At 72.9% G+C, this 16,411-nt stretch carries 12 protein-coding genes; 6 read left to right on the forward strand and 6 right to left on the reverse strand.

Annotated elements, in window-relative coordinates; translation table 11 throughout:
* Positions 1 to 195: 195 nt before the first annotated feature.
* The gene (locus IE195_RS12830) at positions 196 to 1,143 is read left to right on the forward strand and encodes an aldo/keto reductase (protein ID WP_191271027.1); all 948 of its coding nucleotides are present in this window, start codon (positions 196 to 198) and stop codon (positions 1,141 to 1,143) included.
* Here IE195_RS12830 and IE195_RS12835 read toward each other — a convergent pair.
* A complete protein-coding gene (locus IE195_RS12835) occupies positions 1,140 to 3,410 on the reverse strand; it encodes an LLM class flavin-dependent oxidoreductase (protein WP_191271028.1) in 2,271 nt (756 codons plus the stop codon). The two genes, IE195_RS12830 and IE195_RS12835, sit on opposite strands and share 4 nt — an antisense overlap.
* Positions 3,411 to 3,507: 97 nt before the next feature.
* Between IE195_RS12835 and IE195_RS12840 the strand changes: the two genes are divergently transcribed.
* Positions 3,508 to 4,080 (forward strand): MarR family transcriptional regulator, encoded by a 573-nt coding sequence (locus IE195_RS12840; protein ID WP_191271029.1) that lies wholly within the window; start codon positions 3,508 to 3,510, stop codon positions 4,078 to 4,080.
* A 104-nt stretch (positions 4,081 to 4,184) separates the two neighbouring features.
* Positions 4,185 to 5,975, forward strand: a complete 1,791-nt coding sequence (locus IE195_RS12845; RefSeq protein WP_191271031.1) for an ATP-dependent DNA helicase — start codon at positions 4,185 to 4,187, stop codon at positions 5,973 to 5,975.
* A 26-nt stretch (positions 5,976 to 6,001) separates the two neighbouring features.
* Here IE195_RS12845 and IE195_RS12850 read toward each other — a convergent pair whose 3' ends face one another.
* From IE195_RS12850 to IE195_RS12870, 5 genes are all read right to left on the reverse strand, one after another.
* Positions 6,002 to 6,763: an SDR family NAD(P)-dependent oxidoreductase gene (locus tag IE195_RS12850; RefSeq protein WP_191271033.1), complete on the reverse strand. Its 762-nt coding sequence runs from the start codon at positions 6,761 to 6,763 to the stop codon at positions 6,002 to 6,004.
* Between the two features lie 113 nt (positions 6,764 to 6,876).
* Positions 6,877 to 7,641, reverse strand: a complete 765-nt coding sequence (fabI, locus tag IE195_RS12855; protein WP_191271035.1) for an enoyl-ACP reductase FabI — start codon at positions 7,639 to 7,641, stop codon at positions 6,877 to 6,879.
* Between the two features lie 87 nt (positions 7,642 to 7,728).
* Entirely contained in the window at positions 7,729 to 8,433 is a 705-nt protein-coding gene (gene fabG, locus IE195_RS12860; RefSeq protein ID WP_191271037.1) for a 3-oxoacyl-ACP reductase FabG, read from the reverse strand.
* Positions 8,434 to 8,695: 262 nt separating this feature from the next.
* Positions 8,696 to 9,355 carry a response regulator gene (locus IE195_RS12865; protein WP_191271039.1) on the reverse strand — a complete coding sequence of 220 codons (660 nt, stop codon included), beginning with the start codon at positions 9,353 to 9,355 and terminating at the stop codon, positions 8,696 to 8,698.
* Positions 9,330 to 10,592, reverse strand: a complete 1,263-nt coding sequence (locus tag IE195_RS12870; RefSeq protein ID WP_191271579.1) for a sensor histidine kinase — start codon at positions 10,590 to 10,592, stop codon at positions 9,330 to 9,332. Before IE195_RS12870 ends, IE195_RS12865 begins: the two co-directional genes overlap by 26 nt.
* Positions 10,593 to 10,997: 405 nt before the next feature.
* On the opposite strand from IE195_RS12870, the gene IE195_RS12875 reads away from it, so the two are divergent.
* The 3 genes from IE195_RS12875 to IE195_RS12885 all read left to right on the forward strand — a co-directional run bounded on the left by IE195_RS12875 (position 10,998) and on the right by IE195_RS12885 (position 16,392).
* A complete protein-coding gene (locus IE195_RS12875; protein ID WP_191271041.1) occupies positions 10,998 to 11,762 on the forward strand; it encodes an ABC transporter ATP-binding protein in 765 nt (254 codons plus the stop codon).
* A 5-nt stretch (positions 11,763 to 11,767) separates the two neighbouring features.
* Positions 11,768 to 14,446, forward strand: coding sequence for an ABC transporter permease (locus IE195_RS12880; RefSeq protein ID WP_191271042.1), 2,679 nt, complete (start codon positions 11,768 to 11,770; stop codon positions 14,444 to 14,446).
* A 326-nt stretch (positions 14,447 to 14,772) separates the two neighbouring features.
* Positions 14,773 to 16,392, forward strand: coding sequence for an MFS transporter (locus tag IE195_RS12885; protein WP_191271043.1), 1,620 nt, complete (start codon positions 14,773 to 14,775; stop codon positions 16,390 to 16,392).
* Positions 16,393 to 16,411 lie beyond the last annotated feature (19 nt).

A 16,411-nucleotide genomic window follows, 5' to 3' on the forward strand; every position in this document is an offset into this window, starting at 1 on the left:
GTCCCCCGAAGACGGACACCCGGTACGGACTTTCCTGACGGGTCCGCGTCCGGGGGCGCGGAGCACGAACCGGCGCTCCGAGAGCGCGGTCGGGCCGTGCCACGAGGGGGTCGGCGGCGGCCCGAGCTGCGACGACGGTACGCGGGCACGGCGTCCCCGGGGCCTGTTCCGGGTGGACACGGTACTCTCCGCCGCATGGAACAGCGACAGGTGGGCAGATCAGGGCTCTGGGTCTCTCGGACCGCTCTCGGCACGATGACCTGGGGAAAGGACACCTCCGAGGAGGAGGCCGAGCAGCAGCTCACCGCGTTCGTCGACGCGGGCGGGACGCTCGTGGACACGGCGGACATCTACACGGGCGGGCAGAGCGAGCGGATCCTGGGCCGCCTGCTCCGGGGCGCGGTACGCCGCGAGGACGTGGTGGTGGCCACCAAGAGCGGGCACACCCCCGAGGGCTACCGGCGGGTGGACGGCTCCCGGCGCCACCTCCTGGGAGCCCTGGACGCGTCGCTGCGCCGGCTGCAGACGGACTACGTGGACCTGTGGCAGCTGCACGTGTTCGACCGGCACACCCCGCCGGAGGAGACCCTCACCGCGATGGAGTCGGCCGTGGCCTCGGGCAAGGCCCGCTACGTGGGGACCGGGAACCTGGAGGCCTGGCAGTTCGCCACGTTGGCGACCTGGCAGCGGGCCCAGGCCGGACGGGTGCCCCTGGTGAGCGTCGGAAGCGAGTACTCGCTGCTCAACAGGGGGGCCGACCACGCGCTGCTGCCCGCCGCGGCGGCCAACGACGCGCACGTGATCGCGTGGTCGCCGCTGGGGCGCGGTGTGCTCAGCGCCAAGTACCGCGGGGGCGTCCCTGCGGACTCCCGCGCGGCCTTCCCCCACATGGCGCCCTACGTGGAGCCCTACCTGGACGACCGCAGCCGCCGGGTCGTGGAGTCGGTGTGCACCGCCGCGGAGGGGCTGGGCGTGTCCCCGCTGGCGGTCGCGCTGAGCTGGGCACGCGACCAGGAGGGGGTGGCCGCGGCCGTGGTGGGGCCGCGCACGCTCTCCCAGTTGGAGGAGATCCTCTCGGTCGAGGCCGTGGAGCTCCCCCCGAAGATCCGGGACGCCCTGGACGACGCGACCGCGGGCGGCTAGCGGGCGGGCGCGGGGGCGATCGGGAAGTTCTGGTCGAAGACGTGGTCCGGATCGTACTCGGCCTTGAGCTCACGCAGCCGCCCCAGTGCGGGTTCGGGGAAGGCCTGCGCCAGGACCTCCGGCCCGGTGCGCGTGTCGAAGCTCAGGTAGAGCCCCCGGGCGGCCTCTCCCAGCTCCGCCCAGCGGCGGTCCAGGAGGTCGGCGCGGCTCCCCATCGCGGCCAGGGAGAAGTTGGCCGGCCGGTGGGCGTAGGCGGTGGCGTCCGGCACGACGTCGTTGACCGCGCCGCCGACCTGGCGCAACTGCATGAAGTACGCGTCACCCGTGCCGAGCGTCCGCGCCATGGCCCGGGCGGCCTGTGGGGTGATGTGCTCCAGCAGTGCCGAACGGGAGACCGGGGTCGCGCCTCCGGCGTGCGGCCCCTGGTGGCCGACCAGGACGGCCGGGTAGGGGGCGACCTGGGCGCGCTGGTCCAGGACCGGTCCGACCCGGAGGAAGGGTTCCAGGGCCCGGACGGCGGCGTCGGTGTCGTCTCCGGCGTGGACGACCATCGCCTGGGCCGCGGGCCCCTGCCCGCCGTGGCCCGGCCCCATGGTCAGGAACGCGGTGACCTCGCGCGGGGCGGCTTCGGCGGTCGCGCCCCAGATCCGGAGGAACTCCTCGGTGTCGGCGGCGTCGTAGACGAACTGGCCGAGGACGACGTCTCGGACGGGGGAGGCGACGGCCTCCACCGAGGTGAGCACGCCGAAGTTGGCACCCGCGCCGCGCACCGCCCAGAAGAGCTCGGGGTGGTGTTCGGCGTCCACCCGCAGCACCCGGCCGTCGGCGGTGACCAGTTCGGCGGCGGTGAGTCGGTCGATGGTCAGTCCGTGGGCTCGGGACATGTAGCCCAGGCCCCCGGTGGTGGCGATCCCGCCGACCCCCACTCCTCCGTGGTCGCCCGAGCTGATCGCCAGGCCGTGCCGGTGGAGGGTGGCGGCGACGTCGCCCCAGCGAGCACCCGCGCCCAGTCGGACACGGCCGGACCCGGCGTCCAGGACCTCGATCCGATTCATCCGGCCGAGGTCGACGACGACGCCGCCGTCGTTGGTGGACCGGCCGCTGATGCCGTGTCCGCCGCTGCGCACGTTGAGCGGCACGTCCTGTTCGCGGGCGTAGGCCAGGGCCTGGGCGACCTGCCCGGGGTCCGCGGGCCGCAGGACCAGGCCGGGCCTGCCCCGCTGCATGTAGCCGTGCCGGACCCCGGTGTAGCCCCTGTCACCGGGTTCGACCGCGGTGTCGCGCAGGGCCGCGGGGAGGGCGTCGTAGTCGATGCCGGATCGGCGGGCGGCCAGGGTCGCGGACGGGCGGACGGGGCCGGTCGGGGTTCCGACCGAGGCGCGTTCGCCCTCCACCGCCTCCCGCAGGGCGGGGGCCACCTCCCGACCGAACGCCTGGATGGTGCGCGGGTCGTCCGTGCCCAGGACGAAGGTGCTGATCCCGTTCTCCAGGGCCAGTGGCAGCAGGTCCCGGACCCACTGTTCGGCGGGGCCGCGGAGGAAGCCGCGGCCGGTGGGGAGCAGTGCCGCGCCGCTGAGGTTGAGCAGGCGGCGGACCTGGCGCGGGTCGCGTCCGGCCCGTACCGCGGACTCGTCGATGATCCGGTTGGACTCCGGCAGGTCCTCGACCCGCAGGTAGCCGAGACTGGGCAGCCAGCCGTCGGCCTTGGCTCCGACCAGGCGCAGCATGCGCGGTTTGTACGCACCCAGCCAGATACCGATCTCGTGGGCGGGTTCGGGGCCGCGCCGCATGCCGTGGGCGGAGTAGTGCTCCCCCCGGGTTCGCACCCCGCCCCGGGCGTCGGTGTCCCAGGTGGCGCGGATGAGGTCGACGGCCTCTGAGAGCGCGTCGACGGCCTCCCCGGGCGTGCGGTGGCCGCCGCCCATGGCGTGCACGGCCTCCTGGAAGCCCCCGGCGCCGAGGCCGAGTTCGAAGCGGCCCCCGGAGAGACGGTCGAGGCTGGCGGCCGCACGGGCCAGGACCGCAGGCGGACGCAGGGGCAGGTTGAGCACGTTGCCGGAGACGCGGAGGCGTTCGGTCCGGGCGGCGACCCAGCTCAGCAGGGTCCAGGTGTCGAGGAGGTCGGGGTTGTAGGGGTGGTCCTGGAATGTGACCAGGTCCAGCCCGGCCGCCTCGGTGAGTTCGGCGAGCCCGACCACCGCGTCGGGGTCCTGGGCTCTCGGCGTGACGAAGGTGCCGAACTCCAGGGAGCGGCCGTAGTCGGGCATGGCGGGTTCTCCTCAGAAGACACGAGGTCGTTTGTCGGGCAAATGATGGTTGACACAACTTATCTTCTCGAACACCTATTCCTGGTAATCTCGGACCATGACACCCACCACGCCGGACCGGAACGGAACCGCCGGGGTAGGCGACCTGGGCTGGTCCCTGGCCGTGGTGCTGCGCAACTGGCACGAGCGCACGGAGACGGCCCTGGCGGAGCTGCCGCACGGCGGCCGCGGCTACCACGTGCTCGCCGCGCTCTCCCGGGGCGAGGCCCCCACCCAGGCGGCCCTGGCCGAACAGCTGCTCATCGACCGCAGCGTGATGACCTACCTGCTCGACGACCTGGCGGCGGCCGACCTGGTCCGGCGCCGGCCCGACCCGGACGACCGCCGGGTGCGCCGGGTGTGCGCCACCGACCACGGCCGTGCGGTCCTGGCCCGGGTGAACGCACTGGTCGAGCAAGCCGAGGAACGTGTCCTGGACGGCCTGGCACCCGAGACCCGGGACCTGTTCCGGGCCGCCGCCGCGCGGGCCGCCACCACGATCCAGGAGTCCTCACCCGGCACCGACCCCTGCGCCGCCGTGATCCGGGTGACCGGGGGCGGGCCGTCGTCGGGAGGTGCCGAGGGGCGTTCCGGTATCCGGCCCGGGAGCGGACGGCGCGGCACCGGATAGCGCCGCAGCCGACGGGCGGGCGCACCTGTGGACAACGGGCGCGGGTGTCCCCGCGAGTCGATAGGCTCCCCCCGAGTCCACGAACCACCTGACGAGGGGAACCGGTGTCCGAGGCTGTTGAGAAGGTCAGTGCCGTCCTTGGCCGGATGGGCGCCCCGAGCGCCCTGGCGCCGCGCCTGGCGGCCGCGCTGGGCCCGCAACCCGCCGCCGAACTGGACGCCAACCCCTGGCTGCTGCTGCGCCTGCCCGCCGTGACCGTCGAACAGGCCGACTACTGCGCGCGCAGACACCTCGGCGAGGCCGCCCGCCCCGACGACCCCCGCCGGCTGGGTGCCCTGGTCGGGCACACCCTGCGCACAGCTGCGCGCCGCGGACACACCGCGATCGAGGAGAAACGTCTGGCCGCGGTGGTCGGCCAGCTCGGGGTCGCCGACCCGCGGGCGGCGCTGGAGGCCGCGGTGGCCGCCGAGGAGGCGGCCCTGTTCGAGAGCACCGACGAGCCCGACGACGACTTCGACTTCGAGGAGGGCGGGGTCCCCGAGGTGCCCGACCTGCCCGACCCCGAACGCTTCTACGCCTCCCCCGAGGTCGGCCGCGCCGAGCAGCGGCTGGGTGAGGAGCTGCTCCGGCTCATCGGCGGCAGCGAACCGATCATGGACCCGGTGACCGCCGCCGAAACCCTGGAGGCCGCCACCTCCCGGGGCGGCTTCGAGATCTCCGACACCACCCGGGAGGCCCTGCTCACCGCCACCCTGCGTCCGGTGACCGTGGTGCACCACGGTCCCGGCGACCGGGACGAGACCGCCCGAACCCTGGTGTGCCTGGCCGCGATCGCGCGGGAGAGCCGGGTGGGGATCGCCGTGGTCGCCCCCACCGCCCAGACCGCCGCCGCCGTCAACGCCGACCTGGCCCGGGTCACCGGTGGTGAGGATCCGGAGTCCGGACAGGCGGGCGAGGGGGATCCGGGCGAGGAACCGGCCCCGGTCCGCGCGGTGTCCCTGGCCGAGCTGCTGGCCGCGGAACCGGCCCCCGCGGGACTGGTGGTGCTGCACGAGTCGATGTCGCTGGGTGTGGCCCGGACCGCCGACCTGGTGGCGACCTGTACCGACGACGCCCACCTGGTGCTGCTGGCCGACCCGGACCAGGCCCCCTCCGCCACCCCGGGCCGGGTGGTGGCGGACGTGGCCGCCTCGCGCACCGCCCACGTGGCCGCGGTCGCCGACGAGGCCGAGCCCTCCCCCCTGACCGTGCTCGCCCGCGCAGCCGCCGGTGGCGGGTGGCCCGAGGTGGAAGCGCCCGACCGTGAGGTGGTGCGGGTGCCGGCCTCCTCCGCGGAGGAGGCCGCCCACCGCGTGGTGCAGTTGGTCACCGACTCCATCCCCAGGGCCCTGGGTATCGACGCCGACCAGGTCCAGGTGGTGGCCGCCCGCGAGGACGGTCCGGCGGGCGCGCGGGCGCTCAACGCCGCCTGCAAGGAGAGGCTGAACCCGGGCCCGGGGGCGCACGGCGGGTTCGACGTGGGCGACCGGGTGGTCCTGGCCGCCGAGGGCCCCGGATACGGTCCGGGCGACACCGGCTACCTGCGTGCGGTCTCCGAGGGGGCGGTGGTCGAGCTGACCGGGGGCAGCCGGGTGACCGTGCACGACCCGGCCGCGCTGCGCCCGGGCTGGGCGGTGGGCGTGGCGGCCGCGCACGGCGGGTGCTGGCCCGCGGTGGTCACGGTGTTCCCGCCGCGGGTCCCGGTGTCGCGCCCGCAGGTCTACACGGCGCTGACCAGGGCCACCCGGCACGTGTCGGTGGTGGACGCCACCGACGGTGCGCTGGAGGCGGGAGTGCGCGAGACCCTCGCCCCGGAACGGACGACCCGGCTGGCCCTCATCCTGCGCGAGGGCTGATTCCCGGCCGCGCCCGGAGCGCGGGTTCAGACCCGGTCGAGGAAGCCCCCGTCGACCACCAGGTTCTGGCCGGTGACGAAGGTGGCCGCGGGGCTGGCGAGGAAGACCACGGAACGGGCGACCTCCTCCGGGCGGCCGAGACGGCCCGAGGGGATGCGTGCGCGGATGCTCTCGTAGAAGTCCGGGTCGTTCTCCCTTCGCCGCTCCCAGCCTCCGCCGGGGAACTCGACGGGGCCGGGCGAGACCGTGTTGACCCGCACGCCCTCGGGCGCCCACTCCCGGGCCAGCGAGGACGCGTGGTGGTTCAGCGCCGCCTTGACCGCACCGTAGGAGCGGGCCCCCGCGGGCCTGGTCACGTGCAGCGCCGAGGTGGTGGAGACCAGCACCACCGAGCCGCCCCGCTCGGAGCCCAACAGGTAGGGCCCGGCCGCCTCGGTCAGCCGCACGAACGGCATGAGGTCGGTGTTGAACCCGCGCTCCCACTGGTCCGGGGCGGGCGCACTGCCGCCGGAGACGTTGGAGACGAGCACGTCCAGCCCGCCGAGCGCCTCGGCCGCGTCGTCGACGAAGGAGGGCAGCGCGGTGTGGTCGGTGACGTCCAGGTCCCGGGTGAAGACCTTCACGCCGGTCTCGGCCAGCTCCTGTGCCGCCTGGTCAAGGGGGCGGCGGGTTCGGGCGCAGATCGCCAGGTCCGCGCCCTCCTCTGCGAACACCTGGGCGATGGCGCGACCGATCCCCCTGCTGGCCCCGGTCACCACGACCCGTGCCCCCGACAGTCCCAGATCCATACCGTCCACCTTCCGAAGCCCTACGTGCGGCCGGGACCCGTTCGGGTACCGGCGGGCAGATCGTACCGGTGGCCGGGGCACGGACGCGGACGGCGCCCCGGCCTCGGAACAGCTCAGGCGCCGGTCGAGTGGAACCCGCCGTCGACGTGCACGATCTCGCCGGTGGTGGCCGGGAACCAGTCCGACAGCAGGGCCACGACCGCCTTGGCGGCGGGTTCGGGGTCGGTGACGTCCCAGCCCAGGGGCGCGCGCTCGGGCCAGTGCCTGGCCAGCTCCTCGAAACCGGGGATGCTGCGGGCGGCCATGGTGCTCAGCGGTCCCGCCGAGACCAGGTTGACCCGGACGTCCCGGTCGCCCACGTAGCGGGCCAGGTACCGGGCGGTGGAGGTCAGCGCGGACTTGGCCACGCCCATCCAGTCGTAGATGGGATAGGACACGCTGTTGTCGAAGTCCATGGCGACCACCGAGCCGCCGCTCCCCATGAGCGGAAGCAGGGAGGTGGTGAGCGACTTCAGCGAGAAGGTGGAGATGTGCATCGCCGTGGCGACGTCCTGCCACTCGGTGTTCAGGAAGTTGCCGCCCAGGGCCTCCTGCGGGGTGAAGCCGATGGAGTGGACGATGCCGTCGAGCCCGTCGACGTGCTCGCCGACCCGCTCGGCCAGGCTGGCGAGGTGCTCCTCGTCGGTGACGTCGAGTTCCAGGACGGGGGGCGTCTCGGGCAGGCGCTTGGCGATGCGCTGCACCAGACCCATGCGGCCGTAGCCGGTGAGCACGACCGTGGCGCCCTGCTCTTGGGCGAGGCGGGCGACGTGGAAGGCGATGGAGGAGTCGGTGAGCACCCCGGTGACGAGGATGCGCTTACCTTCGAGGATTCCCATGTTCGGGTGGTCCGTCCTGTCTGTGGCTGGGGCCGGACTGGTCCGGCCGGTGGCTTGCCGTTGCGGGGCGGGGCGCGCCCGCGTGGATCAGTGGCCCATGCCCAGGCCGCCGTCGACTGGGATGACGGCGCCGGTGACGTAACCGCCGCCGGGCCCGGCGAGGAAGCTGACGGTCTTGGCGATGTCGTCGGTGGAGCCGAGGCGGCCCAGCGGGACGTTCTTCTTGATCTCCGCCTGGCGCTCCTCGGACAGTGCCGCGGTCATGTCGGTCTCGATGAAACCGGGGGCGACGACGTTCACGGTGATGTTGCGCGAACCCAGCTCGCGGGCGAGGGAGCGGCCGAAGCCGACGAGCCCGGCCTTGGAGGCGGCGTAGTTGGCCTGGCCGCCGGAGCCGAGCAGGCCCACGACCGACGAGATCAGGACGATGCGGCCGGAGCGCTTGCGCATCATGCCGCGCACGGCGCGCTTGGCGACGCGGAAGGAGCCGGTGAGGTTGGTGTCGACGACGGAGGAGAAGTCCTCCTCGCTCATGAGGGCGAGGAGCTGGTCCTTGGTGACCCCCGCGTTGGCGACGAGGACCTCCACGGGCCCCTGGGCCTCCTCGACCTCCTTGAAGGCGGCGTCGACCTGGGCGGAGTCGGTGATGTCACAGCGGACGCCCAGGAACCCCTCCGGGGGTTCGCCGGACCGGTAGGTGACCGCCACGTTGTCCCCACCAGCCGCCAGCTCACGGGCGATGGCCAGACCGATCCCTCGGTTGCCACCGGTGACCAGTACCGAGCGCGACATAGGGGCTCCTCTTCTCTGCGACTGTGGTGAACAGCCACGACGTGATGTTCCTGGGGGCGGATCGCCTTGCAGGGTACCGAGCTACCCACCGGTAGACGCAACCGAGGTGAGGAACAGGACCCCTCCGAACGTTTCCGGCGATTCCGGACCCGCGGCAGGGCCGGGTGGGACGGGGTTCCGACCCGGGCGGGGCGACGGGGTGAACCCGGTCACCCCTGCCGCTCGGCGGCCCCGGGAAGCCCGCCCGTACCGTGCTCGGGGGTCAGGCCCACCCCGCGTCATGGGCGAGGATGGCGGCCTGTACCCGGTTGGACATCTCCAGTTTGGCGAGGATCCGGCTGACATGGGCCTTGACGGTGGTCTCCCGCATACTCAGGGCGCGGCCCACCTCGGCGTTGGACTTGCCCTCGGCCACCGCCACCAGCACCTGGCGTTCGCGTTCACTCAGCACCGACAGCCGGCGCAGGGCCTCCGTGCGGCCGGCCGCCGAGTCGGCCGGGGCGGGCGAGGCGAAGCGTTCGAGCATGCGCTTGGTGACGCTGGGCGCGAGCATGGCGTGGCCCTCGTACACGGTGCGCACGGCGTTGATGAGCTCGCGCGGCGGGGTGTCCTTGAGCAGGAAGCCGACCGCGCCCGCGCGCAGTGCGCCGTGCACGTACTCGTCCAGGTCGAAGGTGGTGAGAAGGACCACCCTGGGCGCCTCGGGCAGCTGGGTCAGTCGGCCGGCCGCGGCCAGCCCGTCGGTGCCGGGCATCCGGATGTCCAGCAGTACGACGTCGGGGACGAGTTCCTCGGCCAGGCGCACGGCCTGTTCGCCGTCGCTGCCCTCCCCGACCACCTCGATGTCGGGTGCGGCCTCCAGGATCATCCGCAGCCCGGACCTGACCAGGAGTTCGTCATCGACCAGGAGCGTGCGGATCACCGTCGGTGCCCTCTTCCTCAACCTCGGCGGAGTGCGGTCCGGGTTCGGCGGCCGTGTCCGGCCCCTCCTCCCCCACCGGCAAGATAGCGCGCATCCGCCACCCGCCGTCAGGACACACACCTGCGCTGAGCTCGCCCCCGGCCAGCACGACGCGCTCGCGCAGCCCGGTCAGGCCGTACCCGCTGCGCGGCGGGGCGTGGGCCGGGCCGTTGCCGGGTTCGTTGACCACCTCGACCTCCAGCCGGTTCGGGCCGTGGTGCAGCCACACCCGTACGGCCGCGCCGGTGGCGTGCTTGGCGGCGTTGGTCAGCCCCTCCTGGACGACGCGGAAGGCGGTGCGCTGGACCGCGGGCGGGAGCGGACGCCGCGGACCGGTCTCCTCCCGGCTCACCTCCATCCCGGCCCCGCGCCACTCGGCGATCAGGCGTTCGAGGTCGTCGAGGACGGGCTGGGGCGCGGTGGGCGCCGCGTCCGTGCCGTCGTCGCGCAGGACCCCGAGGATGCCGCGCAGCTCCGCCAGGGCCTCCCGGCCGGTGGTGCGGATGAGCCCGGCTGCCTGGGCGGTGCGCTCGTCGGCCGCCGAGACCTCCAGGCCGCCCGCGTGCAGGACCATGAGGCTGACCCGGTGGGCGACCACGTCGTGCATCTCACGGGCGATGCGGGTGCGTTCGGCGCTGATGGCCTGGTCGGCCATCATGTGCTGTTCGCGTTCGAGGCGTTCGGCCCGCTCCTGGAGGCGGTCGATGAGCTGGCGGCGGGTGCCGATCCACAACCCCGCGATGACCGGCACGACCAGGTAGAGCACGGACAGCACCACGAAGGAGACCGGGGTGTGGTTGTAGGTGACCGAAGTGGCGAGGAGACCGAGTACGAACCAGCCGGTCAGGGGCCTGCGGTCGCTGAAGTGGGCGGGGTAGGAGTACAGGCCCACCATGAGCGGGATCGGGTTGGCGTACAGGGCCATCAGGAGCACCCCGGCCAGCATGAGCCACTTGGGTTTGCTGCGGCGCCAGAGCATCGCCACCGAGGCCAGGGTCCCGGGTACCACGAAGAGCACGAAGACCGCCGGCAGGGCTACCAGGGCGTTCGAGAGCAGACCGATCACACCCGTGAGCGGCGGGGAGAGCAGACCCAGACCGCTGCTGGTCCCGGCCAGCATCATCAACCCGCTGAAGGGCAGGGTGAAGACGGCGTAGCACCAGTCGGCGATGCGCAGCCGACGGTCCCACCACCACATCCAGTTGTGCCGCGCCAGGGCGGCGGCGCTCTCCGCCCGCGATCTCAGCCAGCCTCTCACCCGCCCGAGTCTAGGTCCGCGGTCCGGTCGCCGCCCCCGACCGGCCGACGCGCCGCGCGCACCGGTCCGATCGTCGGTCCCGTGCGTTTCCCCAGGCCGGCAGGGAGCCCTGGGAGGAGGCGAGGTTGCGGGCGCGGACGTCCCCCCTACGAAAGTGGGGGGTGCGACCGGACGAAGGAGTCCCGAACCCGCCTTCCGTCATGCCTTTGGCCGACACCGGGTTCGGCCCGTGGGGGGAGGCCGCGACCGGACACGCGGACCTAGCGTGGAGACCACGCCGAAGCGCCGGGGCCGCCCCGACCCACCGGCACCATCCCGATTCCCGATTCCTGGAGTTGTTCTTCCGTGACCGAGTCCGCTGTGAAACCCACGTCCCCGGTCCAAGCCCCGCCGGTGGTGGTGGCGCGAGGACTCACCAAGATCTACGACACCGGCGGCAACCAGGTGCACGCCCTGGCCGGCGTGGACGTGGAGTTCCACCGGGGGGCGTTCACCGCGATCATGGGCCCCTCCGGTTCCGGCAAGTCCACCCTGATGCACTGCCTGGCCGGACTGGACGTCCCCACATCCGGAACCGTCCACCTGGGCCGCACCCAGATCACCGGTATGCGCGACGGTGACCTCACCCTGCTGCGCCGGGACCGGATCGGCTTCATCTTCCAGTCGTTCAACCTGCTGCCGATGCTGACCGCCGAGCAGAACATCCTGCTCCCCTCGCAGATCGCCAGACGCCGGATCGACCAGGCGCGCTTCGACCACATCGTCGACGTCGTGGGGCTGCGCGACCGGCTCGGCCACCTGCCCGCCAAGCTCTCCGGCGGCCAGCAGCAGCGCGTGGCCGTGGCCCGGGCCCTGCTCAACGCACCCGAGGTGGTCTACGCCGACGAGCCCACCGGCAACCTGGACTCCCGTTCGGGCGCCGAGATCCTGACCTTCCTGCGCGACTCGGCCAAGGACCTCGACCAGACCATCGTCATGGTCACCCACGACCCGGTGGCGGCCTCCTACGCCGACCGCGTGGTGTTCCTGCGCGACGGCCGCCTGGTGGACGAGGTCCTCGACCCGACCGCCGAGACCGTCTCCGAGCACCTGTTGAAGCTGGAGGCCTGAACTCCATGCTGCGCACCACACTCGCCGGGCTGAGACTGCACAAGTCCCGGTACGTCACCACCGTCCTGGCCATCCTGCTCGGCGTCATGTTCGTCTCGGGGACGATGGTCTTCGCCGACACCCTCGAGGGCAGCTACGAGGAGTCGGTGATGGGGTCGGCGACCAGCGTCGACGCCATCGCCACCCCCGAAGCGGACGAGGACGCGGAGACCGAGGACGGCTTCCCGGCCGACCCCGTCCCCTTCGAACAGTCCGTCCTGGAGGACATCCGGGCCCTGCCGGAGGTGACCGACGCCGACGGACTGGTCCGCGGCCAGGCCGTGCTCCTGGACGACGAGGGCCGCGCCTTCGGCTTCACCCCGCCCGCCGCCGTCGCGTTCGGGGAGACCAGCAGGTTCTCCGCGAGCGAGGGCGAGCTGCCCGCCGCCGACGACGAGATCGCCCTGGCGACCTCCACCGCGGACCAGACCGGGTTCGAGGTCGGCGACACCGTCACCGTGCTCGACCCCGACCAGGACAAGCGTGAGTTCACCCTCACCGGTCTGGTCAACTTCGGCGTCGACCGCAGCTACAGCTACGGCGGTGCCGTCATCTTCGCCCCGGACACGATCCGGGAGATGACCGGGGCCGACGGCTACTCCGAGATCGACGTGCTGGCCGCCGAGGGCACGACCCCCGAGGAGGCGGCCGCCGCGGTCGCCACCGTCACCGGCACCGACGTGCAGACCGGCACGGAGTTCGGCGAGAAGATGGCGGAGAGCTCCGGCGCGCAGACCGAACTCCTGCGCATCGCCCTGCTGCTCTTCGGTGTCGTCGCGATGTTCGTCGCCGGGATCGTCATCTACAACACCTTCGCGATCCTCATCGCCCAGCGCCAGCGCGAACTCGCTCTGCTGCGCTGCGTGGGCGCCAAGCGCGGCCAGGTCTTCCGTTCGGTGCTGACCGAGTCGTTCGTGGTCGGCCTGTTCGCCTCCGTGCTCGGTGTACTGGCCGGTGTGGGCATCGGTATGGCCGGCGCCCGGTTCGGCGGCCAGATGATGGGCACCGAGGCCACCGCCTCCGTGGTGGTCAGCCCCACCGCCGTGATCGTCGGCCTGCTGGTCGGCACCCTGATGACGGTGTTCTCCGCGCTCGTTCCGGCCACCCGCGCCACCCGGGTGGCGCCGCTGGCGGCCCTGCAGAGCAGTGCCACCGCCTCCGGGCTGGAGAAGGGCACCGGTCGGGTACGCGTGGTGTTCGGGCTGCTGGCCTTCGCCGTCTCCGCCGGCCTGGTCGCCCTGGCCCAGATGGCGAGCCCCGACCCCTCGGGCCTGTTCATCGTGACCGGCGCGGCCCTGGTCGCCTTCGTCGGCGTGGTCATCCTCGGCCCGCTGCTGGTGCGCGGGATCGTGCGGGTGGTCGGGGTACCGCTGCGCCGGATGGGCGTGCCCAGCATGCTGGCGGTGGACAACTCCACCCGGAGCCCGCGCCGTGCCGCCACCGCGATGATCGCGCTCACCGTGGGCGCCACGCTCATCACCGGCTACTCGGTGATCAGCGCCTCGGTCGAGTCCACCATGACCGCGCAGCTCGAGGAGCAGTTCCCGGTGGACTACCAGGTGAGCGCCCAGTACGACCCCGAGGCTCGGGCAGCCGCCGCGGACCCGGAGGAGGAACCCGAAGAGGGGGCCCCGGAGGAAGAGCCCGAAGAGGGCGCTCCGGGTGAGGGCGCCGCCGAGGACGGAACCTCCGAGGACGAGGCCGTCGGCCAGGAGACCGGGGACCCCCTGGTTCCGGTCGAGGTCGAGGAGAAGCTCAACGAGAGCCCGTTGCTGGACAAGGTGATGGCCGAGCGCAACACCTTCCTGGAGGAGACCACCGACTCCGGCATGACGGGCACGCCGGTGACCGCGTACTTCGGCGCCGAGATGGGCGTGGACATACAGGCCGACGCGATCGAGGGCGACATCGCCGACCTGGAGCCGGGCAAGGCGATCGTCAGCGAGAACTCCGCCGACGGCCTCGGGGTCGGCGACGACCTCACCGTCGCCGCGCCCAGCGGGGACCTGGAGTTGGAGATCGCCGCGCTGGTGGAGAACGGGACCAGCTTCTGGGGCGTGACCATCGCCCCCGAGGACTTCTCCGCGGCCTTCCCGGAGATCGGGGAGAGCAGTCTGCTCCACGTCCGCGCCGCCGAGGGGGCCGACCCGGCCGAGGTGCGCGACGCCGTCTACACGGCGGTCGAGGACCATCCGACCGTGCAGGTCATGTCGGTCGCGGAGATGAAGAACCAGTTCTCCGAGATGATGGACATCGCCTTCTACACGATCGCGGCGATGCTGGGCCTGGCGATCATCATCGCGGTGTTCGGTATCTCCAACACGATGGCGCTGTCGGTCCTGGAACGCACCCGGGAGTCCGCGCTGCTGCGGGCGCTGGGCCTGGCCAAGGGCCAGCTGCGCCGGATGCTCAGCATTGAGGCCGTGCTGCTCTGTCTGATCGGCGCGGGCATCGGCATCGTCCTGGGCGTGCTGTTCGGCTGGGCCGCCGGCGCGGCGGTGCTGACGGATCTGATCTTCACCGTCCCCGCGACGCAGGTCGCCGTGTTCATCGCGGTCGCGGTCCTGGCCGGTCTGCTGGCCGCGGTGCTGCCCGCCCGCCGGGCCGCCGGGACCTCGATCACCGGGGCCCTGGCCAGCGAGTAACCACCAGTCAGAACCGCACAGAGCAAGGGAAAGTGGGTGCGGGCCCCGCCTTCGGGCGGGGCCCGCACCCACTTCTCCTTCGCGAGAGCGCCGCCGACTTCAGCCGGTGGGTGAATCGCCCACCGGACCCACCGCCCCGGGGTTGGGCCCCCTTTTTCACCGCGATCTTGCTACCAGGGGCAACTTCGGCGCCGAAGTTGCCCCTGGTAGCAAGATCACCGCGGTTTGGTGGTTTCCGGAAGCGGCGGACACTTTCCGTCAGCTGGATTCTCCCGCCTTCGGACGGGAGAGGATGTCACTGTGTTTCCAGTGCTCGGAGGGTTCTCATGAGTGGTTCGGCCTCGGTACCGGTCGCCGCCGGGCAGGTGGCGTGGGGGACGCCCGCCGCCCGGTGGATGCTGACGGCCACGGTCCTGGGTTCGGGGATGGCGTTCCTGGACTCGACGGTGGTGACGGTGGCGCTGCCCGCCATCCAGGGGGACCTGGACACGGGCCTGGCCGGACTCCAGTGGATCGTCAACGGATACATGGTGACGCTGTCCGCGCTGATCCTGCTCAGCGGCTCACTGTCGGACCGCTTCGGCCGGGTGCGGCTGTTCATGGTCGGAGTGGCGGTGTTCGCTCTGGCCTCGGCCCTGTGCACGTTCGCGCCGACCCTGGAGTGGCTGGTCGCCGGAAGGGTGGTCCAGGGGGTGGGCGGAGCGCTGCTGACCCCGGGGAGCCTGGCCATCCTCCAGGCGGGCTTCCGGGAGGACGACCGGGCGCGGGCGATCGGGGCGTGGTCCGGGCTGACCGGCGTGGCCTCCGCCGTGGGACCGTTCGTGGGCGGCTGGCTGGTACAGATCGGCGACTGGCGGCTGATCTTCCTCATCAACCTGCCGGTCGCGGCCGCGGTACTGCTGATCGCCTGGTTCAAGGTGCCCGAGTCCCGGGACTCCTCCGCGGCCCGACGCCTGGACTACAACGGCGCGCTGCTGGGTGTGGTCGCGCTGGCCGGGATCACCTACGCCCTGATCCAGTGGGGGGCGGCGGGCGGCACCCCCGCGGTGTGGACCGCCGTCGGCGTCGGTGTGCTGGCCCTGGCCGCGTTCCTGTTCACGGAGGCGCGCAGCCCCGCCCCCATGCTGCCGCTGGGGGTCTTCCGGTCGCTGCCGTTCAGCGTGACCAACGCCGCCACCGTGCTGATCTACGGTTCGCTGGGGCCGCTGCTGTTCCTCCTGGTGATCTACCTCCAGGAGGTGGCGGGCTACCCGCCGGTCGCTGCGGGGGCCGCCTCCCTGCCCATCACCGTTCTGATGCTGTTGCTGTCGGCGCGCTCGGGCAAGCTCGCCGCCCGGATCGGCCCGAGGGTCCAGCTGGTGGCCGGTCCCCTGCTGCTGGCCGCCGGGTTCGTGCTGCTGTCCTGGCTGGAGGGGGACGCCCCCTACCTGACCGGGGTGCTGCCCGGGGTCCTGCTGGTCGCGCTGGGCCTGGCCACGACTGTGGCCCCGCTGACGGCCACGGTGCTCGCCTCGGTGCCCGAACGGCACGCCGGGCTGGCCTCGGGGGTGAACAACACGTTCGCGCGGAGCGCGCAGCTGATCGGTGTGGCCGCGGTTCCGGTGCTGGCCGGGATCGGCGGCTCCGGCGGCGAGGGGGCGGGGGCACCCGGGGGCGCCTCGGCACTCGCGGACGGCTTCGGGGCGGCGATGCTGATCCTGACGGGGCTGTGCGTGCTGGCCTCGCTGTGCGCTCTGGTACTGCCGCGCGGACGGATGCCCGAGGCGGCCGAGGCCGCCGACCGGGGCTCCCTGCCGGAGGAGGCCAGCGCCCTGGAGCCGTTCGGCCAGGAACGGCCGGTGCGGTTCTGCGGCGCGTCCGGCCCTCCCCTGCGGTCCTGCCCGGGGTCGACCGCCGGGGACACCGCGGACGGTCCCGCGGAGGGGAACGGCTCCGCGACGGGATGAGGGGCACCCGGTGGGGCTC

It is taken from the genome of Nocardiopsis terrae (assembly GCF_014651695.1).
GTDB classification, from domain to species: domain Bacteria; phylum Actinomycetota; class Actinomycetes; order Streptosporangiales; family Streptosporangiaceae; genus Nocardiopsis; species Nocardiopsis terrae.